The sequence below is a fragment of the Stenotrophomonas testudinis genome, from assembly GCF_024499815.1.
Lineage (GTDB): Bacteria > Pseudomonadota > Gammaproteobacteria > Xanthomonadales > Xanthomonadaceae > Stenotrophomonas.
The window spans coordinates 93,074-118,570 of sequence record NZ_JAMOKY010000002.1 but is presented as its reverse complement, the minus strand read 5'-3'; the positions used below and the strand labels follow the sequence as shown (position 1 = coordinate 118,570).

The following is a 25,497-nucleotide window of genomic DNA, read 5'->3' as shown; positions in this document are numbered from 1 at the left end:
TGGGTGCCGCACCGCGTACGCTCAATGGAGCGCTGCGCAGAGGTTCAGCGCAGGTTGCCCGCTTCAGGTCAGTCGAACACTCAGCCAACGCCGGTCGGCCCCTCCAGGACCAGCCGGACCTTGCGCAGCAGCTGCTGCCGGTTGAAAGGTTTGTTCAGCACCTCGTACTCGGAACCGCCGGCGTCGGTACGCTCCAGACTCGCTTCCGCGTAGCCGGTCGTCAGCAGCACCTTCATCCTCGGCAGGCGGCGCTTGGCCTCACGGGCCAGCAGCACGCCGTTCATGCCACCCGGCATGATCAGATCGGTGAACAGCAGGTCGAATACCTCGCCCTGTTCCAGCAGCGCCAGCGCCGATACGCCATCGTTGGCAATACGGGTCTGGTAGCCCCCCGCTTCAAGCAGCATCTGCGCCAGTTCGGCGACATCATCGCGGTCTTCGACAATCAGGATGCGCTCGCTGCCACCCCGGTCCATGGCCATGTTGGTGGGTGCGGCATCCTTGGTCAGCGCATCGTTCGTGGCGGGGAAGTACAGGCTGACCGTTGTGCCTGCGCCGGGCTCAGAGGCGATCCGTACGGTGCCGCCAGACTGCTTGACGAAGCCGTAGACCATCGACAGTCCCAGTCCAGTACCTTCACCTTCCTCCTTGGTGGTGAAGAACGGATCCATCACCCGCCGCACGATGTCCGGCGACATGCCACTGCCGTTGTCCTGCACTGAAATGCAGACAAGACGACCCGCCGGCAGGTGATCGAGTTCATTGGCGGCCGCAGCCTTGGAGACCTCCACGTTGCGTGTGGTCAGCAGCACGCGCTGGCCCGGGCGTCCTTTCAGTGCATCGCGTGCATTGATGACCAGGTTGAGGATGGCCACCTCGGCCTGGGTCGTGTCGATCCTGCAGTTCCACAGCCCGGGCGCCAGATCCATCTTCAACGCCACGTCTGCGCCGACACGCTGCTCGGCCAGTTCAACCGTGGAGGACACCAGCGAATTCAGATTGACGGTCCGCCCTTCCAGCTTCTGCCGTCGCGAGAAGGCCAGCAGCTGCTGGGTCAGCACCGCGGCCTTGTTGGCGGCAGACTGCGCCTGCGTCGCCGCGCGCCTGACGAAGCTGTCGGGTCGAAGCTCCTCCTCCGAGGTGCCGGTGATCATTTCCAGATAACCGGACATGACCTGCAGGAGGTTGTTGAAATCGTGCGCAATGCCACCTGTCAACTGGCCGAGGGCTTCCATCTTCTGCGCCTGGCGAAGTGAATCCTCCGCATCCCGCCGGCGCGACACATCCAGCTGCGAACCAAAGAAGTACACCAGCCTGCCGTCGTCATCGAACACCGGCGACACAAAAAGTGCATTCCAGAAGGTCGAACCATCCTTGCGATAGTTCAGCACCTCGGTTGCGGCCTCGCGGGTCTCGGCGATGGCTTCGCGAATCTCGGCGATCGCGTCACGATCGGTTTCCGGCCCCTGCAGGAAGCGGCAGTTGCGGCCAATCAACTCGTCACGCTCATAGCCGGTCATTTCAACGAATGCCCGGTTGGCGAAGATGATCGGATTATCGGGCTGGTGCGGGTCGGTGATGATCATCGGCATCCGCGTGGTTTCAACGGCGCTGAAGAAGATGTCCGAGCGCTTGTCACCGATCGGCAACGCGTTCTCGCTTCTTACCGACGGCGAAGGAAAGCCCTTGAATTGATCGTTCGACACGCGATTCCCTGTTCGGTTGGATCGGATCACCGGAATGGCACCGGGCCCATCAGAGCCCGGCACCTTGCCACAACCGGCGTGAAAATGACCGCGTTCAGTCTTAACAGTTCAGTTTAAGCCGCACGTTGCTCAGGCGATGCCCGCACCACCCGTTACACCGAAGACTTCACCAGTCAGGTAGCTGCCTTCCTGGCTAGCCAGAAGCACATAAATCGGCGCGATCTCCACCGGCTGTCCCGGGCGCTTCATCGGCACCTGCGTGCCGAACTTCGTCACCGCCTCGGTCGGCTGCCCACCGGAAGACTGCAGCGCGGTCCAGAACGGACCCGGCGCAACCACGTTGGCCCGGATTCCCTTCTCGACCAACTGTGCCGACAGCGCCTTGGTGTAGGCCACGATGCCCGCCTTGGTGGTGGCGTAATCCAGCAGGATCGCCGAGGGGTCATAGGCCTGCACCGATGCCGTGGTGATGACCGCTGCGCCCGGCGGCAGGTGCGGAACCGCTGCCTGGCAGATCCAGTGCATGGCGTAGAGATTGGTCTTCATCGTCTTGTCGAAGTCCTCCGCGCTCAGCTCGGCAATGCTTTCGCGATATTGCTGGCGGGCCGCATTGACCACCAGGATGTCCAGGCCGCCGAAGGCTTCCACGGTGCGCTCGACCATCGTCCTGCACCACTCCGGGTCGGTGATGTCACCCGGCAGCGCCAGCGCCTTGCGGCCTTCGGCTTCGACCAGTGCGAACACTTCTTCCGCGTCCGAGGCTTCGGACGGCAGATAGGACAGGGCAACATCGGCGCCTTCGCGGGCATAGGCAATGGCTGCAGCGCGGCCGATACCGCTGTCGGCGCCGGTGATCAGTGCCCGGCGTCCGCTCAGCTTGCCCGAGCCCTGGTAGCTGGTTTCACCGTGGTCCGGCACGGGGTCCATGGCTGCGGCCTTGCCCGGGACGGGCTGCGGCTGGGCGGGGAAGGGCGGCTGCGGATACTGGCTGCGCGGGTCCTGCATTTTCAGACGATCATTCATGGTCGATCCTTATCGTTGGGCGGGGGAAAGTGGGCCGCTCAGGGGCAGCGCTGGGAGTCTTCAACAGTGGCCATGGCCATCACCTGGGCCAGGTGGCTCAGGCCTTGCGGGGTGTTGCCGAGGTAGTGGCCGGTGTCCGGGTCCACCATTTCGCTGAGCACGCCCTGGCAGCGGCCAAGTGCGCCGTTCAGGGCATCCACGCGGGCGCGGGCGTCATCGACGAAGCCCAGGCGCGCATAGGCCTCAGCCATCCAGTAGGAGCAGGCGATAAAACAACCTTCCTCTTCGGGCATGCCCGAGTAGCGGTAGTGGAAATCCGACTGGCCCAGCTCGCGGTCGATGGCGCGCAGGGTGGCCAGCAGGCGGTCCCGGCCGTCGAAGCGGAAGCGCACCGCCAGCGCCACCGATGCATCCAGCTTGCCGCTGCCGGGGTACATCTCGAACGCCTGCAGGGCATCGGACCAGCAATGGGTCTCGATCCAGTCACTGATGCGGTCGCGCTCGCGCTGCCAGCGGTCACGGCACGTGGTCGGCAGCTGGCCCTGGTCGGCCAGCTCGACCGCCCGCGCCAGCGCCTGCCAGCAGCTGATCTTGGACATCGTGTAATGCTCCAGCTCAGGCAGTTCCCATATACCGGAATCCTTCGCGCGCCAGTGGTCCGCGCACAGGTCGGCAATGCGGGAAAGCAGCTCTGCGCTGGCCCCATCCAGAATGTTGCCGGCCGCCACGAAACAGAACGCGGTCTCGAAGATGTCACCGTAGATGCCATGCTGGTGCTGGTCGCCGGCAAGATTGCCTTTCACCACCGGCTGCGTACCGCGGTAACCGCGCATGGGCAGTTCCTGCACCGGCTCCACCATCTCGCCATCCAGAGTGAATACCACCTTCGGCCCATGGCGTCGCAGCTGACGCAGCAGCCAGGTGAATGCCGCTTTGGATTCCGCCTCCAGACCCGCGGCCAGAAACGCCTGGATCGTGTAACCCGCGTCGCGCACCCACGCGTAGCGGTAGTCGAAATTCTTGTCGCCGCCAATGCGCTCGGGCAGGGAGGTCGTGGCAGCAGCGGCAATGGCGCCAGAGGGCGAGTACAGCAGCAGCTTGAGGGCCAGCGTGCTGCGCACGAAGGTGGCTCGGTCCCAGCCGTTGTAGGACACGTTTCGTGCCCATGCCTTCCATTCTCGATCGGTCAGATCGATGCGGCCGTCCACTTCCTCCACCGACGGTGCCACCAGCGGCTCGTCCTCGCCGACCACCAGCGCGACAGTCACCCGCTCGCCGGCACTGACCGCACATTCGCCACGTGCGCCCTCGTCGGTCCAGTGGAGTTGCAGCGCCGGATGATGGATCACTACGCCCAGCAGCCGCTGCACATGGAACACCGTGTGCTCGCCGATGGAGGAACAATAGGGGCTGGCCGACTGCGCACGGGTGCTGGGGTACATGTGCACCGCAAAGCGCACTTCACCCTCCAGGCCCTCGATGCGGCGCGCCAGCTCGCACCACGGCAGCCGACCGGCGTTGCCGCTGTTCAATGACTCCGTCAACGACGCGCGGCCGGATGCCGTCGTAAACACGGTTTCCAGCACGTTGCTTTCATCGCGATAGCGGCGCTCGACCGTGCAGGGCTCGGTGGGAGCAATGGTGAAGTAGCCGCCGTTGCCGCCGTCCAACAGGCGATCAAACAGCGGCGGGCTGTCCATGTTGGGCGCGCACCACCAGTCGATGGACCCGTCGCAGCCGGTCAGGGCAACAGAGCGACCTTCGCCCAGCGCCGAGTACTGTTCGATGGGCAGCGCACCGTCGCGCCTGCGCCCACTCGCGACGGGCGACTCACCGATCTTCCTTCTATGGAGGGCTCTCGCTTCCGGAAACGTCGACATCAACGCCCCCTCCGACAAGCGTTCAAAGCTGCCGGAACAGCAGTAGGGGTGCACATGATGAACATCCAGACGTGGGGTGCATCGAACCTAGAGAGCCGCGCGCGCAGACAGGGTGAGGCAGTGTTCAACGCCGTGTGATCATTGCGCGGCGTTGACACCTGCATGCACGCCCCATGGACACGCGGACGACCATGCTCGCGCCGCTACACGCTGAGGTCTACATGCAACGTCCTGTCCTTTTTCTGCTGCACAGCCTGGGCGCAAGCCATCAGGAATGGAGCGCCGTGCGCCGCGCCCTCGGCGATCGATTCGACTGCGTTGCTCTGGACATTCCTGGCTTTGGCGGCACGCTCGCTGGCAACGCGACCGACATTGATGCCCTCGTGGACTGGTTCCAGCAGGAAGTCACCGCGCGTGCGCCCACCTGCTGGTTTGTCGTTGGCCACAGCATGGGCGGCAAGATCGCAACGCTGCTCGCCGCCCGCAGCCGCGACGGTGTACAGGGCCTGGCAGGCCTGGCCGGCGTGGTGCTGGTGGCGGCATCGCCCCCATGCCCCGAGCCCATGGAAGAGGCACGCCGCGAGGAGATGCTCGGCTGGTTCGCCGAAGGCGGCCCGTTACGGGCCGATGCTGAGGCATTCATCGACGCCAACGTGCATCGACCGCTGCAGGGTGCCACCCGCGAAGCCGCCATCCTCGACGTGCTGCGCACCGACCCCATCGCCTGGCGTGCCTGGCTGAAGCAGGGCAGCTGCGAGCATCGCCAGGAAGAGGCAGCCCACCTGCACGTGCCGGCGCTGATACTGGCCGGCGCGGAGGATGGTGACCTGGGTGAAGCCGCCCAGCGTGCGCTGAACGCGCCGCATTATGTGCACGCGAGCGTCGAGATCGTGCCGGATGCTGCGCACCTGATTCCCATCGAACAGCCGCAGTGGCTGGCCCAGCGCATTGCCGCGTGGGCGCTGCCGCTGGCGGCACGTGCACTGCCGCCAGCCTTCGTCCAGCTGCTGGACGAAGAACGGGTTGCGCCGCGCATGCGGGCCCGCCTGCTGGCCCGACATGCCGCGCCGCTGCCGCTTCCCGAGTCCGCGCTGCCCGCACGGCACCTGGCCGTGCTCTCTGCCTTGGCGTCATGCCTGGTACCCGGCGCAGATGCCGAGGAACTTGCACTGCGCGTCGGCCACGCACTGGTGAACCATGAGAGCGACGGCTGGCGTTTTGCCGACCTGCCAACGGATGCGGACGCATGGGCGCGGGCGCTGGATCAGCTGGATATAGCTGCCAATGGATTCAGCACGCTTGCGCCCGCGGCACGGCACACACTGCTTGAGCAGGTGCAACGGCAGAGCGCCGCTGTGCCGCCTGGCGCCGTGCTGGACCCCGCGCAGTGGGCACACTGGTTTGAGGATGCGCGGGCATTGTTTGCCAGGACGTGGATGAGTCTTCCGTCGACGTGGGCTGCCGTCGGCTATGACGGCTTTGCTGTTGGCGGCAAGGGCGCGCACAGCCCCGGCTATGAGCACACCCAGGCCGGGGTCATCGACGGGTGGCAGCTGCCATGCTGAATCGAACCCACCGCAACGACGGGAAGGCTGAATCGTTCGATGCCGTCATCATCGGCAGCGGCGCTGGCGGCGCCCCGCTGGCGGCCCGTCTGGCCGAGGCCGGCGTATCAGTGCTGGTGCTTGAGGCGGGTCGAACCTTCAGACCCGACGACCACCTCGCCGACGAACTGGCCACCGACATCTACTGGATGGAAGAGCGTCTCAGTGGAGGCCAGACCCCTACCGCTTTCGGGGCAAACAATTCCGGGCAGGGCGTAGGTGGATCCACCCTGCACTGGGGCGCGTTCTGCCCGCGGCCGGACCCGCGGGATCTGTGCCTGCGATCCCTGGCAGGGCAAGGAGCCGACTGGCCCATCGCAGCGGCAGAACTGCAGACGTATGTGCAGCGCGTCGAGACCTTCATCGGCGTATCAGGCCCTGCGCACTACCCGTGGGACCCGGCGCGTCAGTACGGCTATCCGCCCGTGCTGCGAAATGCTTCGGCCCAGGCCATGCAGCGCGGTTGCGACGCGCTGGGCATCATCGCAACCGATGCGCCCGCCGCGCTGGTCAGCCAGGCCCGCCAGCAGGCGCACTGGGGCGTGCGCCACGCCTGCAATAACTGTGGTGCCTGCCACCAGGGCTGCAGCAATGGTGCCAAGGCCAGCATGGATACCTCTTGGCTGCCGTGGGCAACGGCGCACGGCGCGGCCATCCGCGACCGCAGCCGGGTGGTGGACCTGGAGCGCGACGCCCAAGGCCGTATCAGCGCAGTGATTTACCAACGCGACCATCGCCTGCACCGGGTCAACTGCTCTGCGGCGTTTCTGTGCGCGGGCGGCGTGGAAACGCCACGCCTCCTGCTCAACCTGGGGCTGGCCAACAGCAGCGGCCAGGTCGGTCGCAACTTCATGGCCCACGTGGCCACCCAGGTGTGGGGCTTCTTCGAAGCCGACATGTGCATGAACCGCGGCTACCCGTCTTCGCTGATCACAGAGGATTTCGTGCGCCCGCACGACGCTTCGTTCGCCGGCGGCTACCTGGTGCAGAGTCTGGGCGTGCAGCCGGCCACACTGGCCAACACCCTCGCCCGGGGTGCTGGCCTATGGGGCCAGCCACTGGTGCATGCACTGTCCTCCTACCGGCACCTGGCCGGCATCGGCATCAATGGCGAGTGCCTGCCGCAGGAGGGGAACCAGCTGACCCTCAGCGATGAACGTGATGCCTTCGGCATGCGCCGCGCGCGGGTGGACTTCAGCTATGGCCCCAACGAAAACGCACTGGACGCACACGCCCAGGCCGCGCTGACCCGCATCTGGGAAGCCGCAGGTGCCACAGGCATCTTCACCGCCGCGCGCTCGGCCCACACCCTGGGCACCTGCCGCATGGGCGACTCGCCCGACACCGCTGTGGTGGACGCCGACGGGCGCAGCTTCGACATCCCCAATCTCTTCATCTGCGACAACTCCGTCTTCCCCAGTGCGCTGGCCGCCAATCCGGCGCTGACCCAGATGGCACTGGGCCTGCGCACCGCCGAGCGGTTCCTGCAGACGCTGCCAACGCGCAGCACCACTTTCTCCCCAACAAAGGACACATCATGGATCTCGGAATAGAAGGGCGCATCGCGCTGGTCAGTGGCGCCGATTCGGGCATGGGCAAACAGACCGCACGCGAGCTGCTGCAGGCTGGGGCACGTGTAGCCATCACCGACGTACCCGACGGCACGCTCGATGAGGCCCTGCAGGAGCTGGCGCCGCTGGGCGAAGTCATCGCCGTCGCCGGTGATGTCACCGATGCCAAGGATGTGGAGCGCATCTGGGCCTCGGTGCGCAGTGAACTCGGTGACCCCGACATCTACGTCAACGCCGCCGGCGTCACCGGCGCCACCGGCGATTTCCTGGATGTCGACGATAACGGCTGGCTGCGTACGCTGGATATCAACCTGATGGGTGCAGTGCGCATGTGCCGCCAGGCCATCCCCGCAATGCGCGCCAAGGGCTGGGGTCGCATCGTGCTGTTCGCCTCGGAAGATGCCGTGCAGCCGTATACCGACGAGCTGCCTTACTGCGCCTCGAAGGCGGGCGTACTGAGCCTGGCCAAGGGCCTGTCGAAGCAGTACGGCAAGGACAACGTCATGATCAATACCGTGTCTCCGGCCTTCATCCATACGCCGATGACCGACGCGATGATGCACAAGCGCGCCAAGGAAAAGGGCATGTCGTTCGAGGAGGCCATCCGCACCTTCCTGGACGAAGAGCGCCCCGGCATGGTGCTCAAGCGCCGCGGCCGGCCCGAAGAGGTCGCCGCCGCCGTCCTGCTGCTGTGCTCCGAACGCGCCAGCTTCATCAACGGCGCCAACATCCGCGTAGACTCGGGCTCGGTCTTCACCCTGGCCGGGTAAACTCTGTCTCCGGGCCAGGTAGTGCCGGCCGCTGGCCGGCACCCCACCGAAAATTCATGATGCCCACCATCGCCAAAGCTGTTGACTGGAAAAACAGGCCGCTCCCCGCCCGCCATATCGTAATGATGCTCGACTTCCACCTCGATGCGGCGGAGTCGGCCAGCGTTCGCCATGGGCTCCTGCCCCTGGAAATGGAGGACAAGTGGTTCCTCTACTGCGAGGGAACTACGCTCTACATGCACCGGAGCTGGACCGGTGTCTGCATTGCCCGGGTTCACTTCGTGTCCGAGGGCGACGGACTGCATGCCGTCAGCGCCGAGATCAATCGCGACCCTGAGCAGTATGCGGGTACCGACGATGCCGCGGATATCGCCCTGATCGAGCGCATGGTGCGTGGGATGGGGGCTTCACAGCGTTACGTCGAGCAGCGGCAGGCCGGTCGCCATGGCTGGCTGACCATTACCCCGACAACGTCGCGCTGAATCACCCGCGGTCACAACAGCAGCAACGCACCGATCAGGGCGGGGGGCATCACCAGGATGCCCACACGCAGGAAATCCAGGGCGCCCACGTGCTCGCCCTCACGTCGCAGCGCAACCAGCCACAGCAGGGTGGCAAGGGAGCCGGTCACGGACAGGTTGGGCCCCAGGTCCACGCCGACCAGCAATGCGGCACGCACCTGCGCAGGCAGATCCACCGCCTGCGCCACGGACCCGGCCGCCAGGCCTACCGGCAAATTATTGGCCACGTTGCTGAGCAGCGCGGCGGCAACGCCTGCAACCCAGCCGGCTTGGCTGGTCGAGCTGCGCGCCAGGGTCTCCAGTGCATCCGCCGCCTGCTGGATCACCCCGGTCTGCGCCACCGCCTCCACCAGCACGAAAAGACCCGCCACCAGCGGCAGCACGCTCCACGACACATGGCGCAGCAGCGGCAGGGGGCTGCGCCGTTGCGCCAGGGCTACGACGGCCACGCTCAGCAGCCCGGCACAGAATGTCATCAGCCCCAGACGTCCATTCAGCGCGGAGGTGACCACCAGCACCGTCCCGGTAAACACCACACCCGCCGCTGCCAGCTGGCCCCCGCGCGAAAGCGGCTGCTGCGCTGGCGAAACCGAAATCGGCTGGGCGATCTCGCGCCGGTACAGCACCCTCAGCACGGCATACGTGGCGGCGATGGCGGCCAGCGAAGGGGGCCCGAACTGCTTCAACCATTCCAGCAGGGGCGGCATATGTGCGCCAAATACCACCAGATTGGCAGGGTTGGAAATGGGCAGCACAAAACTGGCGGCATTGGCGATGAATGCACAGACGAACAGATAGGGCAGGGGCGTGACCCCGGCCACCCGGCATGCCGCGTACACCGCAGGAGTAAGCACCACCGCCGTGGCATCGTTGGACAGAAGGATTGTCACGACCGTGCCGACCAGGAACACCAGATCGAACAGGCGCCGCCCCGAGCCGGCCGCATGCTGCACCGCATACAGCGCCAACCAGTCGAACACCCCTTCGCGCCGTGCCAGCTCGGCCAGCAGCATCATGCCCACCAGGAACAGGTAGACATCCTGGCCCTCGGCCACCGCAGCCACGAAGGTGGCGACCGGCAGGGACCCGGTCAGCGGCAGCAACAGCGCGGCGGCCACAGCCCAGACGTATTCGGGAATGCGCAACGGGCGGAACAACAGGCCGGCAATGGTCACTGCCACGGCGGCCCAGATGATGATCGACGAAGCTTCAGCGTGCATGTACTAACCAGACCTCATAAGCGTTCAATTCCCGGCGCACTCCGTGTCTCCGGTACCTTCAGCGCCAGCAGCAATGCCGCCGTGGCGATCACCGCCAGCACCAGGAAAGCGGCATCATAGCTTTCGCGCTGCACGATGAGCCCCGCAAGAGCCGGGCTCAGCGCACCGCCTACCCCGAATGCCGTGGTGACCGCGCCCAAGGTGACGTTGAAACGCCCGGTCCCCTCGCTCAGGTCGCTCACCATGACGGGGATGAGCGCACCAAAGATGCCCGCGCCGACGCCATCCAGCAGCTGCACGCCCAGCAGCCAGGCCGGGGCATCGGACAGAGGGTAGAGCACAGCACGGATCGGCAGGATCAGAAAACCCGCCAGCAGCAGCGGTCGTCGGCCCCAGCGATCAGCACGCGCGCCCACCAGCCACGCCACCGGAATCATCACCAGCTGTGCGGCAACAATACAGCCGGCGGTCAGCGTGGTCGCCAGTCCAGGGCTGCTCATCGCCAGTTTCTGCCCGACCAGCGGCAGCATCGCCGCGTTGGCGAGATGGAACAGGCAGCTGCACGAGGCCAGCAGCAGCAACCGACGATCCCGCAACAGCAGCCGCGCGGGGGAGGGAGCGTGTGCCTGCCTTGGCTCGTCAGCCAGGCCGCGCGCCCGCGCATCGTCGATGGCCGCTCCCGGAATCGCAGCCGTGGCGGCCACGCTTGCCAGTGTCATCACTGCCATAAGGTAGAACACCACCGTCGGCCCCCACAGGTAGGCCAGGCCACCGGCCAGCAGGGCCGCCACCACGTTCCCGGCATGGTTGAAGGTCTCGTTGCGCCCCATGCGCCGCGCAAACGCGCGCGGCCCGCTGACGCCCAGCGAAATGGCCGCAATGGCCGGTGCAATCACCGAGGCCGCCACGGCACTCAACGCCTGGGTAGACGCCACCACCGCGAAGCTCTTCGTCCACGGCAGCAGCAGACACGTAGCGGTCACCAGGACGGCAGCGATGGCCAATGTCATCCGCTTGGCGTGGAGCCGGTCCATCAAGGCCCCGGCAGGCGTCTGGGTCATCAGCCCGATGACGGCCGACACCGTCATGACAGCACCGATGCTGGCCGGCTGCCAATCGTGTACCGACAGCAGATAGATGGCCAGGTAGGGGCCCAGCCCATCGCGCACGTCTGCCAGGAAGAAATTCAGGCCATCCAGGCCGCGTTCTGCGCGCCGGCGCGCAGGGGCATCGGGGGTGGGGTCGATCACGGGGCTGCTGGAAGGGGAAGGCCGGCAGTGTTATGCGCGCCTCGCCGTGATGGCGATGTGGCGTCGCGACGCATCAGTCAGCGCCTGAAGGCCGCCTCGCCACCGCGCACGCGTTCGGCAGCAACCTCTCGGCGATCTCCAGCAGTGCCCGCAACCGATCCATCTGGCGCAGATCCTGGTGGTAGCCCACCCAGATGTCACGCCCGGGTGGCTGCCCGAAGCCGTCAATGCGGTGCAACCCGCCTATCTGCTCACCCAGCGGCCGTGGCAAAACCGCAACACCAAGACCGCGGGCGCACATCTGCGCCTGGACGCTGCGGCTGGTACTGGTGAACGCCGGTTTCGACTGCGGGAAGGTCTCGATCAGCCAAGTCACGTCGGGGAAGTGGGCCTGCGCCGAGTTCATCAGGATGAGCCGTGCCGCACGCGGATCCTCTGCCACCACGCGCACCGTCGCCTCTGATCCATACAGCCCATAAGGCATGGTCATCAGCCGGCGCTGGACGATATCCGGTTCACTGAACGGCACGATGCGAAACGCAACATCCGCTTCGCGGCGGGACAGATCGAGCAGCCGGTAGCTGGCGATGACTTCCGGCACCAAGCCCGGGTGGCGCTGCGCCAGCTCGGCCAGGCTGGGCGCCAGCACATAGGCAGCAAACCAGTCGGCCGAAGAGATCCGCAGGGTTCCCTCCAGCCGCTCCTGGCGTCCCGCCAGGCGCCTCTCCATTGCAAGTGCGGACGCCTCCATCGACTCCGCCAGTGCAAGCACTGCATCGCCAGAGTCGGTCAGGACCAAGCCGTCCTTCGTCCTGCGGAACAGAGGCTGCTCGGCCTCGTCTTCCAGCACCTTGACCCGCCGGCCCACCGTGGGGTGACTGACGCCAAGGCTGCGGGCGGCCTCCCCGAGGGAGCGGCTGCGGACCACTGCCAGAAAAACGCGGATGTCACTCCATTCCACGGCCAGGCCCACCCGTTCAAAAATGAACATGAACTATGCAGCAGTGTCACTGCCCAAGCAATCCTGCAAGGCCCACCATGCACTCCCCGCCCCATACCGGGGCAGCAGGAATCGGAATGCCACGCAATGGGCACACTGAACGGAAAAGTCGCACTGGTCACCGGCGCTACAAAGGGCATCGGCGCAGGCATTGCTCGTCGCCTGGCCAGCGATGGCGCACGCGTCGTGGTCAACTACGCCTCCGCGGAAGATGCGGCCACGGCCCTTGTTGCGGACATCGAGGCCGGCGGCGGATCTGCAGCCGCGGTTCGCGCCGACGTCCGCAACAAGAACGACGTGGATGCGCTGGTTGCGGCGGCGCTTGACCGCTTCGGCAGGCTGGACATCGTGGTCAACAACGCCGGCATGTACCGGTTTGCCAAGATCGAGCACACCACCGAGGAACTGTATCGTCAGCAGTTCGACCTCAACGTGCTGGGCACGCTGCTGGTGACCGGGGCCACCGTACCGTTCCTTGGCGAGGGCAGCAGCATCATCAATATCGGCTCTGTGGTCACCCGCGTGCTGCCGGCAGAAAGCGCCATCTATACCGGCACCAAGGGCGCCATCGATGCCATCACCGGCGTGTTGTCCCGCGAACTGGGCCCGCGCGGCATCCGCGTCAACTCGGTCAATCCCGGGCTGATCGAGACCGAGGGTACGCATGCCAATGGCGTGATGGGCTCGGACTTCCAGACCTGGAACGAGCAGCAGACACCGCTGGGCCGGATCGGTCAAGCGGTCGACATTGCCTCGATCGTTGCCTTCCTCGCGTCGGCGGACGCGGGCTGGGTGACGGGCGAAAACATTCTCGGCTCGGGTGGCATGCGTTGATACGCGCAGGTCTGAATCACCCAAGGAGAAATCGGTGAACGTGGATCAGACCCCAGGCGTGCATGACGCGCGCCGCTGGCCGGCCCTGGCGGTGCTGCTGACGGGCACGCTGTTGCCGCCGCTGGACTTCTTCATCGTCAACGTGGCGCTGCCTACCATCCGAGCCGATCTGCATGCATCGGCAGATGTCACCCAACTGGTCGTGTCGGTGTATGCCATGGCGTACGCCGTCACGCTCATCCTGGGTGGGCGCCTGGGTGACATCCATGGGCGTCGGCGCACCTTCGTCGGTGGCATGCTGGGGTTCGGGCTCGCGTCGGCCATCTGCGGGCTGGCTGACTCCGCCGCCATGCTGGTGGCCGGCAGGTTGTTGCAGGGTATTTCCGCGGCAGTCATGGCGCCGCAGTCACTCGCCTCCATCCACGCGTTGTTTCCCCCGGCAGAGAAGGGGCGCGCGCTGGGGCTGTATGGCGCCACCTTCGGTATCGCTTCGGTTGGCGGGCAGTTGCTTGGCGGCTGGCTGGTCTCGGTGGATGTGCTGACCCTCGGCTGGCGCAGCGTTTTCCTCATCAATCTTCCGGTCATTGTGTTTTCCGCTCCCGCAGCCCTGCTGCTGGTTCGCGAAACGCGGGCAGGGCACGCGCGGACAATGGACTACCGGGGCGCCGTGCTGATGGCGCTGGCCGCACTCGCGCTGGTGGTCCCCCTCATCGAAGGCCGCGAGCGAGGCTGGCCATGGTGGAGCCTGGTTCTGCTGGCAGCCAGCCCGGCACTGGTCGCGACGTTCTGGCGGTACCAGAAACACCTGGAGCGCATGGGCGCATCACCGCTGGTGCCACCGTCTGCCCTCACCATCGCCTCGGGCCTACCACGCGGACTGCTTGCCGCTGTGTGCTTCTATGCATTGGCCGCGTTCTTTCTGACGTTCGCGGTGTACCAGCAAGCCGGCCTGCATCGCGACGCGCTTTCCGCAGGCCTGGCCATCCTGCCGCTGGGCATCGGACAACTGCTTGGTCCGAGCTGTGGAATTCGCCTGTCGCGCTGGTTGGGTGTGCGGGTTGCGGCCTTCGGCATGGGCGTGGAAGCGCTGGCCCTGCTGGCCGTTGCCGGCCTCGCTGTCTACGGCAAGCCCGGCTGGCTCGTCGGGCCGCTGCTTCTGCTGGGCATCGGGCAGGGCATTGCCTTGCCGGCGCTGGTGCGCCTCAATGTTGACCGGGTGGAACCGCGCTGGGCAGGCCTGGCCGCCGGTGCGATCACCGCGGCCATGCAGATGGGTGCCGCGCTTTCCGTCGCACTGGTGGGCGGGGTTTTTTTCGCATTGGCACCGGATGGGGCAGGGTCCGGCGAAATCAGCATTGCCTTTGCGGTGGCCTGCGTGATGATCGCCATCGCAATGGCTGCCGCCGCGTATCTCAGCCTTGCGCGCCCACGACCGGCCTCTGTCGGCCTGGCTTAGAGCCCGGAGCGCCGGCCTCCGCCCGCGGCCGGTGCGCACCTGCAACAATCATCGACCTGCCGCTGTGGGTGCGTTTGGCTGAGGCGTTGGAACCACCGCTGACGCCAGCAGCGCCTCACGGTCGGGCTCGAAGGTCAGCCGCTCCAGCGCACGGGCCATTGCCCGTTGGGCATGCCTGCGCGCCTCGCGGGCGATGTCCGGATCGGGCGCCAGCTGCAGCGCGGCAAAGCCCTTCTGCAGCCGGATGTTGACCTCCAATGAGCCTGCGGCGTCGCGGGCAATGGGGGTGAAGACATCATCGAACAGGTCGCTGGCCTGCAAGGGGGCGACGTGTACGTGCGGGTATCGCACCTCAGCGTGGGTAGCGTCCTGGCGCAGCTCGGCCCAGCGGTGCAGCAGCCGCACGCACGTGCCTATCACATCGATGCAGGTGCCGGGATCGTTGATGGATGCGGACATTGCGCGCTGCCCCACTTCCGAGAGGATGACCAGGCCATAGCGCGGATCATCGTCGATGGCCCGCGCATCGCTGCAGCTCAACGTCGCCAGCAGCAAGAGGCGCGTTTCCTCGCTGACCTCACCCTCGACCTCCATCAGCGGACGGTCCGGCGAGGCAAAGGTACCGACCTGGCAGAGCAGATGGATGCGCAGGGTCTTCTCCATGGCCAGGGCCTCCAGCCGCGCCATGTCGATATGCTCCACATAGGCGATGCGCTGGTCCGAGAGCCGCATCGCGGTGGCACTGGCGGGCTGGGGTGGCGCACCGCCCAGCAGTGGGTCGGCTGCGCGGCGCTTCATTGCGGCCAGCGTTGCACGTTCCACAAGATCGATGGTCTCCCCCAGTCGGCCGAACCGCGAGAACTGTTCGATGGCACGCAGCAGCGTGATGGTGATGATCACAATGACGCCTACCGTCGCACCGAACAGCACGAGCCGACCGCTGTCCCCATACAGGCCTGTGCTCAGCGCGATCAGCCCAACGATGGAGAACAGGAAAGCACCGATGAAGGTCGCCAGCGCGCCCTGCGCCCGGCTGTCCTCGATCAGCAGGCGCGCAGCCCGGGGCGTCGCACTATTGGAGGCCGAGCCGTACGCCGAAACCATGGTCGACAGCGAGAACGTCGTAACTGTCAGCATGGACGCGGCCAGGATGCCAAGGATGTTCCCGACCGAATCAGCACCGATGCGCGTGGCCAGTCCGGCCGGAATGAGGAACTTCAGGAACGCGCCCGCCAGGGCAGTGACCACGCCCATGGCACCATAGAGCGTTGAGCGGAACCACATCCGCCGCGTCATCCGGCCCAGATAGAGTTTCCATAGGGTCAGCATCGTGCAGGCTCCGCAGATCGGCCATGTTCCGGTGAAGAGTACCCAGTAGATCCACGCCATGCGTGGATGAGCCAACCGACAGCAGAAACGCGCACAGCGAAAATGCCGTTACGCAGCCGGGCCCCGCCGAGAGCACTCAGCAGGGCCATGGAACCCCGGCCTCCGACGTGATGTCTTCAAACAAGGGCCGCCCCAACCAATACCCCTGCATCAACCGGATACCCAGATCGGACAGGCAGCGTGCCTCGTCAGCCAACTCAATGCCCTCGGCAATGACCTCGATGCCGAGCTCTCCACACATCCCGACCACGCCGGCCACGATGGCCCGACGCGACGGACTCTGGTGGATGCCGCGCACCAGCGCCATGTCCAGCTTGACGATATCCGGCTGGAAGTCGGCCAGCAGGTTGAGCCCGGCAAAACCGGCGCCGAAATCATCAATCGCCGTTTTGAAGCCGATGCGTTTGTACTCCGTCAGAATTTCCGCCAGCCACTTGCCGTCGTTGATTTCCTCGCCTTCCACCGTCTCGAAGATGATGCGCTCGATCGGGAAGCCGTGGCGCCGCGCCGCTTCCAGCGTGGAGCGGATGCACACCTCGGGCCGGTAGATCGCGTTGGGCAGGAAGTTGATCGAGAGAAGGGACTGCATCTGCAACAAGGCCGCGGTCCGGATTGCCTTCTCCCGGCACGCCTGGTCGAACGCGTACTGGTGTTCCGTACCCACCTGCGACAGCACCGAATGGGCCGACCCGCCGTCGGGGCCGCGCACCAGTGCCTCGTGCGCGAAGATCGCGCGCGAACGGATATCCACGATCGGCTGGAACGCATAGCTGAAATCGAATCCAAGCGCAGGGGCGTCCCGGCACAGGGCGCACCCGGCTCGCTTGTCGAGGGTGGGCATGGAATGCTCTCTGGACGGCAGGGAGGGCAGTGTAGCCACTGCGCCGACAAGGCCAGGTGCAGGTACGCCGTGGCCACGTCATGGGCCGGATTACTTTGGGCAGGCGCGATCCTGGCGGCGCACCGCCATTGTCTGCGGCAAAGAGTCGCCAGTCGCCCCAGGAATCACATGAAACCGTCGTTGTCACCCGCTGTGCTTGTTGCCCTCGCGCTTGCAGGCGTCTGCAGCCCTGCCTTTGCACGTTCCGATGCGGGGCCGCGGTACGTGGCTTCGCCCGTACGGGTGCCGCAGCCGGTCGATCAGGCATTTTCCGGCGTCATCGAGATCGAGGTCGACGCCACGGATGTGCAGCGCAGGCTGTTCACGGTGCGCCAGCGCATCCCGGTTGCCGGGGCGGGCCAGATGACGCTGCTGTATCCGCGCTGGGAGGCGGCCAGCCATGGGCCGAGCCTGACGGTCACCGATCTGGCCGGGCTGCAGATAACGGCGGCGGGCAAGCGGCTGGCATGGCAGCGGGACGGGTACGAACCACACGCTTTCCATGTGCAGGTTCCCGCAGGGACGCTGGCGATCGACGTCACGTTCCAGATGGTCAACGCGGGCAACCTGCTGACGCCGGACATCGTCAGCGTGCCGTGGCAGCGCCTGGTGGTGTATCCCGCCGGATGGTACGCGCGCAACATCCCCATGGCGGCGACCCTCACACTGCCCGCCGGGATGCGTGCCTTCACCTCGTTGGTGCCGGAGCGCAGCCAGGCGACGACCCTGGCCTTCCGGACGACATCGCTGGAGGCGCTGCTCGACTCGCCCGTGCTGGCGGGGCGGCATGCTGCACGGGTGCCGTTGGACGGCGACGGCATGCCGCCCGTATCGCTCGACATCGTCGCGCTGCGTCCCGGCGATCTGGAGGTGCCGTCTGCGCGCGTGGCCGAACTGCGCAGGCTGGTCGCGCAGATGCGGTATGTTTTCGGCCCCGCGCCGTTTCACCGCTACGAGATCCTGGCCCGGCTCAGTGACGAGGGATCGACCGGTGGCACCGAACACCGTGCTTCGAGCGAAAACGAGCTGTCGTCGTCCCACTTCCAAGCGTGGGACGATCAGATCCTGTTCCGCGATCTGATCGCGCATGAGGTCATCCATGCCTGGAACGGCTTCCACCGAACGCCGGCCGATCTCTGGGCGCCCACCCCGAACGTCCCGGTGTCCGGCAGCCTGCTGTGGATGTACGAAGGGCAGACCGAATTCTGGGGGCGGGTGCTGGCTACCCGTGCGGGGCAGTTCAGTCCCGCCGAGCTGCGCGACCGCCTTGCCATCGAGGCAGCGGAGATTGCCAATCGGCCTGGTCGCGCATGGCGCCCGCTGTCCGACGACGTCAACTATCCGGCTTTCATGCTGCGGCAGGCGGTGCCGTGGCGGGACTGGCAGCGGCGGCGGGATTATTATTCCGAAGGGGTCATGCTCTGGCTGGCGGTGGATGCCCGGCTGCGCGAGCTGACCCATGACCGCCGCAGCATCGATGATTTCGCCGCACGGTTTTTCGCTGGCGCCACGCCGGACGGTCCGACGCGCACCTACACTTTCGAAGATGTGTGCATCGCCTTGAATGCGGTGGCGCCTGCCGACTGGCCAGGGATACTGCGCAGCTGGCTGGACGCGCACGATGAACTGGACACGCAGCAAGGCCTGAACCGAATGGGCTGGAAGCTGGTGTACACGGAGACGCCGACGGCAGCCTTCACCGCGAGCGAAGACGAGGCCGGCGTGTCCGATCTGAGCTACTCCATCGGCATCGCCGCGCGCGACAACGGCGTGATCCGCAGCGTGGTGTGGAACGGCCCCGCATTCCGTGCCCGCCTGCGCGCCGGTACGCGCATCGTCAAGGTCAACGGGGAGCCTTATACCGCTGCCGGCCTGCTGGCGGCAGCCCGGCGCTCGGCGCAGCACCCGGTAGCGCTGGAGATCGAGCAGGACCAGCAGTCATCCAATGTTGTGCTGGATTACCGCGGTCCGCTGCGCTATCCGAGGCTTGTGCGCCAGGCTGATCAGCCCGATCGCCTGTCCAGGCTGCTGGCGCCCCGCTGAGGGGGCAGGGTGGGACGGAGGGGGATACTCGGTCCGACGCCCACGCGCCTTGGAGTGTGGGCGCTGGACTGCACTGGCTGCGTCGCGCAGAACGGCTACAGCGCGTCAAGGTTGCGCCGCAGTGCGTCAGCCTGCTGGGCCAGTGCGTCGCGGCGGCTGGCCGGCATCCGCGCCAGCTGCCGGTAGGGCATCTCCAGGCGAGGGTTGCCGCTCAGTGCCGCCGAGTTGCGGGACAGGAAATCCCAATAGAGCGCATTGAATGGGCAGGCCCTGGGGCCAGTGGGCTGGTTCTGGCGATACGGGCATCGCCCGCAATGGTCTCCCATGCGATGCAGGTAGGCCGCGGCGGAGATGTAGGGCTTGGTCGCCAGCAGGCCACCATCGGCGAACTGGCTCATGCCCACCGTATTGGGCAGCTCCACCCACTCAAACGCGTCGATGTAGATGCCCAGGTACCAATGGTGCAGGGCATGTGGGTCCAGGCCGGCGAGCAGGGCGAAGTTGCCGATCACCATCAGTCGCTCGATGTGATGGGCATGCGCATTGGCAAGGGAGCGACCGATGGCAGCGCGGACGCAGGCCATGCGCGTGTTGCCGGTCCAGAACCACTCCGGCAACGGACGGTCATGGCCGAAGGCATTGCTGCGCTCGTAGCCTGGCATCTGCGCCCAGTACACGCCCCGGACATACTCGCGCCACCCCAGGATCTGGCGGATGTAACCCTCTACCGACGCGATGGGCGCACGGCCTTCGCGCCCCGCCAGCTCCACCCGGACTATCACTTCCCAAGGCGAAAGCATCTTTACGTTCAAGGCAAACGACAGCAGCGAATGGAACAGGCGCGACGCCTGCGCACTGATTGCATCCTGGTAGTCGCCAAAATGCGGCAGGCCATGTTCGATGAAGGCGTCGAGCTGCTGCAGAGCTTCGGTGCGGTCCAGCGGCCAACGCAGGGCATCTGCATTGGGATCGCCAAAGCTGGCCACGCCGGCATCGCGGATCGTCTGCCACAGTGCGGATTGGTCATGGCAGGGCCGCAGGTCCGGCGGCTCGGCTGGGTCGCCCGGCCAGGGCCTGCGGTTCTCGGCATCGAAGTTCCAGCGGCCGCCCCCGGGCCCGCCATCGGGCTCGATCAGCACGCCATGGCGCTGCCGCATGTGGCGATAGAACACCTCCATCGTCCAGCGCTCGCCACCTCGGTTGCCGAAAAACTGCGCCACTTCGTCGCGCGTGGTCAGGAAGTGCTCGCTGTCCACGCAACGCACTGCGATGGCCTGCTGCGCTGCGTAATCGCGCAGTTGCTGATCCAGTCGCCATTCGTCCGGCGCCTGGTATTCCAACTGACTGGCCCCGTGCTGGTGCAGCAACCAGGTCAGGTTGGCGGGCAATGATTGCTGGTTGGCGGGGTCATCGATGGCCAGGTACCAGACCCGGTGCCCCGCCTCACGCAACTGCTCGGCGAAGCGGCGCATCGCAGCGAAGATGGCCAGGATCTTCTGTGCGTGATGCATCACATAATCCGTCTCCTGGCGGATCTCCATCAGCACATACACCACCTCATCCGATCGCTCGGCAAACCACGCGTGGGCGGCATTGAGCTGGTCACCCAGCACCAGGCGCAGGCGGGTCACGGGGCGCTCCCGAGCGGACGAGGTGGCATCGGTTGGGAAGGCGAGGGCAGGGACATCGGATTCATGGTGGAAGGGGCGTTGACTACGTGAACGTCTACGCGGCAAAGATCGCTCTGGATGCATCCGATTCCGTCCTCGCCGCGTAGGCGAGGGACTATGGCAAAAATGAAGAAGCGAGCAGACCTGCCGCAGAAGATCTGCGCGACCGGTGGCCGGCCATTTTCCTGGCGCCGCAAATGGGCGCGGGATTGGGAGAGCGTGCGCTACTGCTCGGACCGCTGCCGTGACCAGCGTGGGCGGCCGGGCCCTGGCCCGACCCTGGCGTAAGACGCGACCTTCATCGCTAAAGCAGCAGAATGGTGTGCTTTCCCCGCAGAGTAGGGAGGCGGTAGCGCCATAGTGAAAGCCCTTTCTTTTATTGCCGCCAGCGTGCTGGCAGGTATCGCATTTCAGACCAGTGCATCAGGGCGCGGCCCGGATGCAGCGCCCTATTTCGAGCCCGGTGGTGCTGTGCGATTCAACTATGGCTGGCTCGATTACGCGCCCACCAGCCGCCTGCAGCTGGAACTGCTGCGTGCAGACCTCGACGCCGGGGCAGGCCCCTTTTCATTCTCCGCCCAGTACCGCTGGTACGACGGCTTCCACGCCGTGCACCACGTCTATGCCGGCTGGCAGTTCTCCGAGCAGACCCAGTTGAAGGCCGGGATCCAGCAGGTGCCGTTCGGGCTGCTGCCTACGGTCTCGCAGAGTTTCTGGTTTGGTTCTGGCTATTACCTGGGCATCGAGGATGACTACGACCCCGGCCTGGTGCTGGTCCAGAACAGTGGTGATACCACTTGGCACTTCGGCTGGTTCTCCGGCGACGAATACGGCTCCGGTGCCCGCTATGACCGCTACTCGTTCGATGTGGCGCAGACCGATGCGCTGCCGTACCGCGAGCGGCAGCGATTGCATGCACGGGTAGAGCAGGCGCATGCCTGGGCAGGCGGCGAGCTGCTGCTGGGCGCATCGGCCTTTGCGGGAAAGGTGCAGAACACGCAGACGCGCCGCCATCATGGCCACCAGGGCGCAGCACTGCACGCACAGTGGAAGCGCGATGGCTGGACGACGCAGCTGCAGTGGGCGCGCTATCGCTACGACGTCCCCGGTGAGCGCATCGCCATGTCCGCTTTCCAGGCGCCGTTCGAGATTGCGGCGCAGGCCGATGTGCCGAGCGCGAATGTCGCCTACTCGTTTGCGCGAAAGGGCAGGCTCGATGACCTGACCTGCTACAACAACCTCAGCATGGCGCGGCCGGTGGGGCATGGCGCCGGCATCCGCGACTCATGGCAGAACGTCACCGGCTGCAGCCTGCAGAAGGGCATCATGACCACCTACGTCGACTGGATTGCAGGCCGCGACATGTGGTTTGCCGGTGGCGAAGGCATCGGCATCGATGATGGCGGACCCTCGCGGTGGCGCTCCCGGTTGAACGTCAACATCGGCTTCTACTTCTGAGGCGCGCCGGGGCTGATCCCGGCGCGCCACACCTCTGGCGCTCTGCTTACCTGGCAGGCGCCTCATCGTCAGAAGCATCGGTTGGATCGTGCGCGGCCGCAGCGTGTTTCTGCTCCTTCTGCAGCTGCGCCCGCACCTTCCTGGCCAGGCCCGCATCCACTGCAGACGCCGTGTTGCCAAACTCCTGGCGGATGAAGGTCGCCAGCTGGGCGATTTCCTCATCGCTCAGGCGCTCGGCAAAGCCCGGCATGCCCAGGTTGGAGGGGCGTTTGTCCGTGGAGGGCAACGCACTGCCGTGCATCAGCAGGCGCACAACCGATGTAGGGTCGTCCGCCAGCACGGTCGGGTTGCCCGCAATGGCCGGGAACACGTTCCTGTAACCCAGGGCGTCGGTCCGGTGGCAGGCTGCGCAGTTGTCCACGAACAGCTCGGCGCCGCGGCTGTCGTTGATGCCGGCCTGCAGCTTGCGCGCGGTGGCATCGCTGGCAGCAAACGAAGAGGGGTCATGACCGCTGCCCGGCAACTGTTTCAGGTACACGGCCATCGCCCGCAGATCTTCCTCGGTCAGCTTCTGCGTGCTGTGCACCACCACGTCGGACATCGGCGTGCCAACCACGGTGCTGTGGGCATTGCGGCCGGTCTGCAATGTGTCCACGATGTCCTGCTCGCTCCAGCGGCCCAGGCCATCGGCGGGGTTGCCACGCAGGTTCACCGCATTCCAGCCGTCGATGATCTGGCCGCCGCTCAGGTACTCAGCGCCGGATTCGTCCAGTGCCTTTTCCTGCAGCGCAAACCCGCGCGGCGTATGGCAGCTGCCGCAATGGCCCAAGCCCTGCACCAGGTAGGCGCCCCGTGCCAGCTGTGCGTCGCCGTAGCGGCCGGCATCGAAGGCCACCGCATCCGCCTCCGGCGCGAAAGTCTTGCGCCAGATGGCCAGCGGCCAGCGCATCGACAGCGGCCAGGTAATCTCAACCGGCTTGTTGGCTTCCTTGACCGGCTCGATATCGCCATGCAAAAAGTACGCGTGCAGCGCCCGCACATCCTCGTCGGTGATGCGCGCATACGAGGGGTAGGGCATGGCCGGGTATAGCGTGCGGCCATCGGGTGCGATGCCATGCCGCACCGCGCGGTCAAAGTCATCCAGCGAATAGCCACCAATGCCGGTGTCCTTGTCCGGGGTGATGTTGGTGCTGTAGATGTTGCCCAGCGGCGAGGCCACCGGCAGCCCGCCGGCAAACGGCTTTCCGCCCGGCCGGGTGTGGCAGGCGGTGCAGTCGCCCGCCGCCGCCAGGTAGCGGCCGCGTTCAATCAGTGCAGCATCCGGCGCAGGGCCCTGCGTCAGTACACGGGTCTTGGTTGGCACGAACGCGCAGACGAGGGCCGCCAGCAACATGACCAGGCCAACCACCGCGATCCAGAGGAACAGCTTCTTCATGGTCGCGTCCTCAAGCCTGCACCAGCGGGCCCGGGTCGGGCAGGTACTTTTCGCGGATGGCCGTGGCCGCCCAGTAGGCCAGGCCACCCACCAGGCCGGTGGGGTTGTAGCCGTTGTTCTGCGGGAAGGCGTTGGCGCCGATCACGAAAACGTTGGAGACATCCCAGCTCTGCAGGTAGCGGTTGAGCGCGGAGGTCTTCGGGTCTGCACCCATGATCGCGCCGCCACAGGTATGCGTGCTCTGGTACTTGGTGATGTTGTAGCGTTCGCCGACCTTCTTGGCATCGCCGCTCATCGAAAGCGGGTCCAGCACCTTGCTCATCTGCATGGCCTTGTCCACGAAGAACTGCGAGGCCTTGATCTCGTTCGGGTGCCAGTCAAAGGTCATGCGCAGCAGCGGTCGGCCGAAGGCATCCTTGTAAGTTGGGTCCAGGCTCAGGTAGTGCTGCCGGTAGGACATGCATGCCCCCTGCACCTCGTAGTAGAAGTTGTGGCGGAAGTTGTCCGCCGCCGCCTTCTTCCACTTGGCGCCCCAGGCCGGCGTACCGCTGGGTACGTTGATGCCGCGCACTGGGCCCGCGCCGGGCTGCCGCGCCCACACCAGACCGCCGCCCACGAAGCCTGCCTTCGCGTTGTCCAGCTGGTTGCCGTTGAGATCGTCCATGGTGGTGCCGGCGCCGCCAATGCCGATGAAGCCATTGGCCTGCACCGTCTCGTCGAAGAACAGCACCACCCGGTTGAGGTTCTGGTAGGAATAGTTGCGACCCACCGTGCCGGTATTGCTTTCCGGGTCGTACGGCTGGCCTATACCGGACAGCAGCATCAGGTGCACGTTGTAAAGCTGGAACGCGCACAGCAGCACCATGTCGGCCGGCTGTTCCACCTCGCGGCCCTGCGCATCCAGGTATGTCACGCCCGTGGCCTTGCTGCGGCTGCCATCCAGGTTCACCTTCAGCACCTGCGAATGGGTGCGCAGCTCGAACTTGGGTCGCTGGCGCAGCACGGGCAGGATGCAGGCATTCGGGCTGGCCTTGGAGTAATTCAGGCAGCCGTAGTCACTGCAGAAACCGCAGGCGTTGCACGGCCCCAGCTGGCAGCCATACGGGTTCACATACGGGCCGGACGCGTTCGAGGCCGGGATGGGGTAGGGGTGCCAGCCCATTTCCTTGGCCGCCTTGTAGAACAGCTCGCCGCCCAGGTAGTTGGGGTTGGGGCCCAGCGGGTATTCGGCCGAGCGCGAGCCCTCGAACGGGTTGCCACCCTGCTGCACCACGCCGTCGATGACACCGGCCTTGCCGGAGGTGCCGCACACCAGCTCGAACATGTGCAGGTGCGGCTCCAGCTCGGCATAGGTCACCGGGAAATCCTGGATGGTCATGTCGGCCGGTATGAAGGCCTTGCCATAACGCTCTTCCACGTTGCTGCGCAGCTTCATGTCTTCCGGAAGAGGCCGGAAATGCGCGCCTGACCAGTGGCTGCCCGCACCGCCCACGCCGGTACCCGGCTTGAAGGAGCCCATCTGCCGGTAGGGCACGGCCGTATCGGAAGTCTTGTGGCGGATGGTCACCGTTTCCTGCGACAGGCTCTGCAGATAACGCCGGTGTACCGAACCCTCCAGTTCGTCCACCACGTTGGGGTAGGCAAAATCAGGCTGGGTATCGCGGTCGCCGCCGCGTTCCAGCGCCACCACGTGCAGGCCCGCATCGGTCAGTTCCTTGGCCAGGATCGCGCCTGTCCAGCCCATGCCGACGATGACCGCGTCGACCTTCGGTTTCACAAGTGCCATG

General features: G+C 65.9%; 19 protein-coding genes and 1 pseudogene. 9 read left to right on the top strand and 11 right to left on the bottom strand.

Annotated elements, in window-relative coordinates; translation table 11 throughout:
• Positions 1–80: 80 nt before the first annotated feature.
• From NQ204_RS01905 to NQ204_RS01895, 3 genes are all read right to left on the bottom strand, one after another.
• Positions 81–1,706, bottom strand: a complete 1,626-nt coding sequence (locus NQ204_RS01905) for a histidine kinase famiy protein (protein ID WP_488192332.1) — start codon at positions 1,704–1,706, stop codon at positions 81–83.
• A 129-nt stretch (positions 1,707–1,835) separates the two neighbouring features.
• Entirely contained in the window at positions 1,836–2,729 is an 894-nt protein-coding gene (locus NQ204_RS01900; RefSeq protein WP_256642916.1) for an SDR family oxidoreductase, read from the bottom strand.
• Positions 2,730–2,767: 38 nt separating this feature from the next.
• The gene (locus tag NQ204_RS01895; RefSeq protein ID WP_256642915.1) at positions 2,768–4,609 is read right to left on the bottom strand and encodes a glycoside hydrolase family 15 protein; all 1,842 of its coding nucleotides are present in this window, start codon (positions 4,607–4,609) and stop codon (positions 2,768–2,770) included.
• Between the two features lie 221 nt (positions 4,610–4,830).
• Here NQ204_RS01895 and NQ204_RS01890 point away from each other — a divergent pair, with 221 nt between their 5' ends.
• The 4 genes and pseudogenes from NQ204_RS01890 to NQ204_RS01875 all read left to right on the top strand — a co-directional run bounded on the left by NQ204_RS01890 (position 4,831) and on the right by NQ204_RS01875 (position 9,036).
• Complete coding sequence (locus NQ204_RS01890) at positions 4,831–6,174, top strand: alpha/beta fold hydrolase (RefSeq protein WP_343238424.1); 1,344 nt, start codon at positions 4,831–4,833, stop codon at positions 6,172–6,174.
• Positions 6,168–7,700, top strand: a pseudogene (locus NQ204_RS01885) (GMC family oxidoreductase); the annotation flags it as partial. The gene NQ204_RS01890 and the pseudogene NQ204_RS01885, both read left to right, overlap by 7 nt.
• Positions 7,701–7,750: 50 nt before the next feature.
• Positions 7,751–8,554 carry an SDR family NAD(P)-dependent oxidoreductase gene (locus tag NQ204_RS01880; RefSeq protein WP_116862308.1) on the top strand — a complete coding sequence of 268 codons (804 nt, stop codon included), beginning with the start codon at positions 7,751–7,753 and terminating at the stop codon, positions 8,552–8,554.
• 59 nt (positions 8,555–8,613) lie between these two features.
• A complete protein-coding gene (locus NQ204_RS01875) occupies positions 8,614–9,036 on the top strand; it encodes a hypothetical protein (RefSeq protein ID WP_256642913.1) in 423 nt (140 codons plus the stop codon).
• 11 nt (positions 9,037–9,047) lie between these two features.
• On the opposite strand, the gene NQ204_RS01870 is transcribed toward NQ204_RS01875, so the two are convergent.
• From NQ204_RS01870 to NQ204_RS01860, 3 genes are all read right to left on the bottom strand, one after another.
• Positions 9,048–10,295 (bottom strand): arsenic transporter, encoded by a 1,248-nt coding sequence (locus NQ204_RS01870; RefSeq protein WP_256642912.1) that lies wholly within the window; start codon positions 10,293–10,295, stop codon positions 9,048–9,050.
• A gap of 14 nt (positions 10,296–10,309) precedes the next feature.
• Positions 10,310–11,545 (bottom strand): MFS transporter, encoded by a 1,236-nt coding sequence (locus NQ204_RS01865; RefSeq protein WP_256642911.1) that lies wholly within the window; start codon positions 11,543–11,545, stop codon positions 10,310–10,312.
• A gap of 73 nt (positions 11,546–11,618) precedes the next feature.
• Positions 11,619–12,536 carry a LysR family transcriptional regulator gene (locus NQ204_RS01860; protein WP_256642910.1) on the bottom strand — a complete coding sequence of 306 codons (918 nt, stop codon included), beginning with the start codon at positions 12,534–12,536 and terminating at the stop codon, positions 11,619–11,621.
• A gap of 96 nt (positions 12,537–12,632) precedes the next feature.
• Between NQ204_RS01860 and NQ204_RS01855 the strand changes: the two genes are divergently transcribed.
• Entirely contained in the window at positions 12,633–13,379 is a 747-nt protein-coding gene (locus NQ204_RS01855) for an SDR family NAD(P)-dependent oxidoreductase (protein ID WP_256642909.1), read from the top strand.
• Positions 13,380–13,413: 34 nt separating this feature from the next.
• Positions 13,414–14,835: an MFS transporter gene (locus tag NQ204_RS01850; RefSeq protein ID WP_256642908.1), complete on the top strand. Its 1,422-nt coding sequence runs from the start codon at positions 13,414–13,416 to the stop codon at positions 14,833–14,835.
• Between the two features lie 48 nt (positions 14,836–14,883).
• On the opposite strand, the gene NQ204_RS01845 is transcribed toward NQ204_RS01850, so the two are convergent.
• Complete coding sequence (locus tag NQ204_RS01845; RefSeq protein ID WP_256642907.1) at positions 14,884–16,224, bottom strand: DUF2254 domain-containing protein; 1,341 nt, start codon at positions 16,222–16,224, stop codon at positions 14,884–14,886.
• 76 nt (positions 16,225–16,300) lie between these two features.
• Positions 16,301–17,065: an EAL domain-containing protein gene (locus NQ204_RS01840; RefSeq protein WP_256642906.1), complete on the bottom strand. Its 765-nt coding sequence runs from the start codon at positions 17,063–17,065 to the stop codon at positions 16,301–16,303.
• A 168-nt stretch (positions 17,066–17,233) separates the two neighbouring features.
• On the opposite strand from NQ204_RS01840, the gene NQ204_RS01835 reads away from it, so the two are divergent.
• The gene (locus tag NQ204_RS01835; RefSeq protein WP_256642905.1) at positions 17,234–19,147 is read left to right on the top strand and encodes a M61 family metallopeptidase; all 1,914 of its coding nucleotides are present in this window, start codon (positions 17,234–17,236) and stop codon (positions 19,145–19,147) included.
• A gap of 95 nt (positions 19,148–19,242) precedes the next feature.
• On the opposite strand, the gene NQ204_RS01830 is transcribed toward NQ204_RS01835, so the two are convergent.
• Positions 19,243–20,883 (bottom strand): cryptochrome/photolyase family protein, encoded by a 1,641-nt coding sequence (locus NQ204_RS01830; RefSeq protein ID WP_488192331.1) that lies wholly within the window; start codon positions 20,881–20,883, stop codon positions 19,243–19,245.
• Positions 20,884–20,895: 12 nt separating this feature from the next.
• Between NQ204_RS01830 and NQ204_RS01825 the strand changes: the two genes are divergently transcribed.
• Entirely contained in the window at positions 20,896–21,105 is a 210-nt protein-coding gene (locus NQ204_RS01825; RefSeq protein ID WP_488192330.1) for a DUF2256 domain-containing protein, read from the top strand.
• Positions 21,106–21,288: 183 nt separating this feature from the next.
• Positions 21,289–22,275, top strand: a complete 987-nt coding sequence (locus tag NQ204_RS01820) for a hypothetical protein (protein WP_256642902.1) — start codon at positions 21,289–21,291, stop codon at positions 22,273–22,275.
• A gap of 46 nt (positions 22,276–22,321) precedes the next feature.
• On the opposite strand, the gene NQ204_RS01815 is transcribed toward NQ204_RS01820, so the two are convergent.
• Together NQ204_RS01815 and NQ204_RS01810 are read right to left on the bottom strand one after the other, a co-directional pair.
• Positions 22,322–23,710 carry a cytochrome c gene (locus NQ204_RS01815; protein ID WP_116862298.1) on the bottom strand — a complete coding sequence of 463 codons (1,389 nt, stop codon included), beginning with the start codon at positions 23,708–23,710 and terminating at the stop codon, positions 22,322–22,324.
• Positions 23,711–23,720: 10 nt separating this feature from the next.
• On the bottom strand, positions 23,721–25,496 hold the full coding sequence (locus NQ204_RS01810; protein WP_116862297.1) for a GMC family oxidoreductase: 1,776 nt from the start codon (positions 25,494–25,496) through the stop codon (positions 23,721–23,723).
• Position 25,497: the final 1 nt, after the last annotated feature.

What these genes read in the sequence shown, in the direction of transcription:
- NQ204_RS01840 (WP_256642906.1), bottom strand. Translation starts at nt 17,065, where the DNA reads ATGCCCACCCTCGACAAGCGAGCCGGGTGCGCCCTGTGCCGGGACGCC.
- NQ204_RS01880 (WP_116862308.1), top strand. Translation starts at nt 7,751, where the DNA reads ATGGATCTCGGAATAGAAGGGCGCATCGCGCTGGTCAGTGGCGCCGAT.
- NQ204_RS01870 (WP_256642912.1), bottom strand. Translation starts at nt 10,295, where the DNA reads ATGCACGCTGAAGCTTCGTCGATCATCATCTGGGCCGCCGTGGCAGTG.
- NQ204_RS01845 (WP_256642907.1), bottom strand. Translation starts at nt 16,224, where the DNA reads ATGGCGTGGATCTACTGGGTACTCTTCACCGGAACATGGCCGATCTGC.
- NQ204_RS01825 (WP_488192330.1), top strand. Translation starts at nt 20,896, where the DNA reads ATGCATCCGATTCCGTCCTCGCCGCGTAGGCGAGGGACTATGGCAAAA.
- NQ204_RS01890 (WP_343238424.1), top strand. Translation starts at nt 4,831, where the DNA reads ATGCAACGTCCTGTCCTTTTTCTGCTGCACAGCCTGGGCGCAAGCCAT.
- NQ204_RS01860 (WP_256642910.1), bottom strand. Translation starts at nt 12,536, where the DNA reads ATGTTCATTTTTGAACGGGTGGGCCTGGCCGTGGAATGGAGTGACATC.
- NQ204_RS01835 (WP_256642905.1), top strand. Translation starts at nt 17,234, where the DNA reads ATGAAACCGTCGTTGTCACCCGCTGTGCTTGTTGCCCTCGCGCTTGCA.
- NQ204_RS01810 (WP_116862297.1), bottom strand. Translation starts at nt 25,496, where the DNA reads ATGGCACTTGTGAAACCGAAGGTCGACGCGGTCATCGTCGGCATGGGC.
- NQ204_RS01875 (WP_256642913.1), top strand. Translation starts at nt 8,614, where the DNA reads ATGCCCACCATCGCCAAAGCTGTTGACTGGAAAAACAGGCCGCTCCCC.
- NQ204_RS01900 (WP_256642916.1), bottom strand. Translation starts at nt 2,729, where the DNA reads ATGAATGATCGTCTGAAAATGCAGGACCCGCGCAGCCAGTATCCGCAG.
- NQ204_RS01815 (WP_116862298.1), bottom strand. Translation starts at nt 23,710, where the DNA reads ATGAAGAAGCTGTTCCTCTGGATCGCGGTGGTTGGCCTGGTCATGTTG.
- NQ204_RS01895 (WP_256642915.1), bottom strand. Translation starts at nt 4,609, where the DNA reads ATGTCGACGTTTCCGGAAGCGAGAGCCCTCCATAGAAGGAAGATCGGT.
- NQ204_RS01855 (WP_256642909.1), top strand. Translation starts at nt 12,633, where the DNA reads ATGGGCACACTGAACGGAAAAGTCGCACTGGTCACCGGCGCTACAAAG.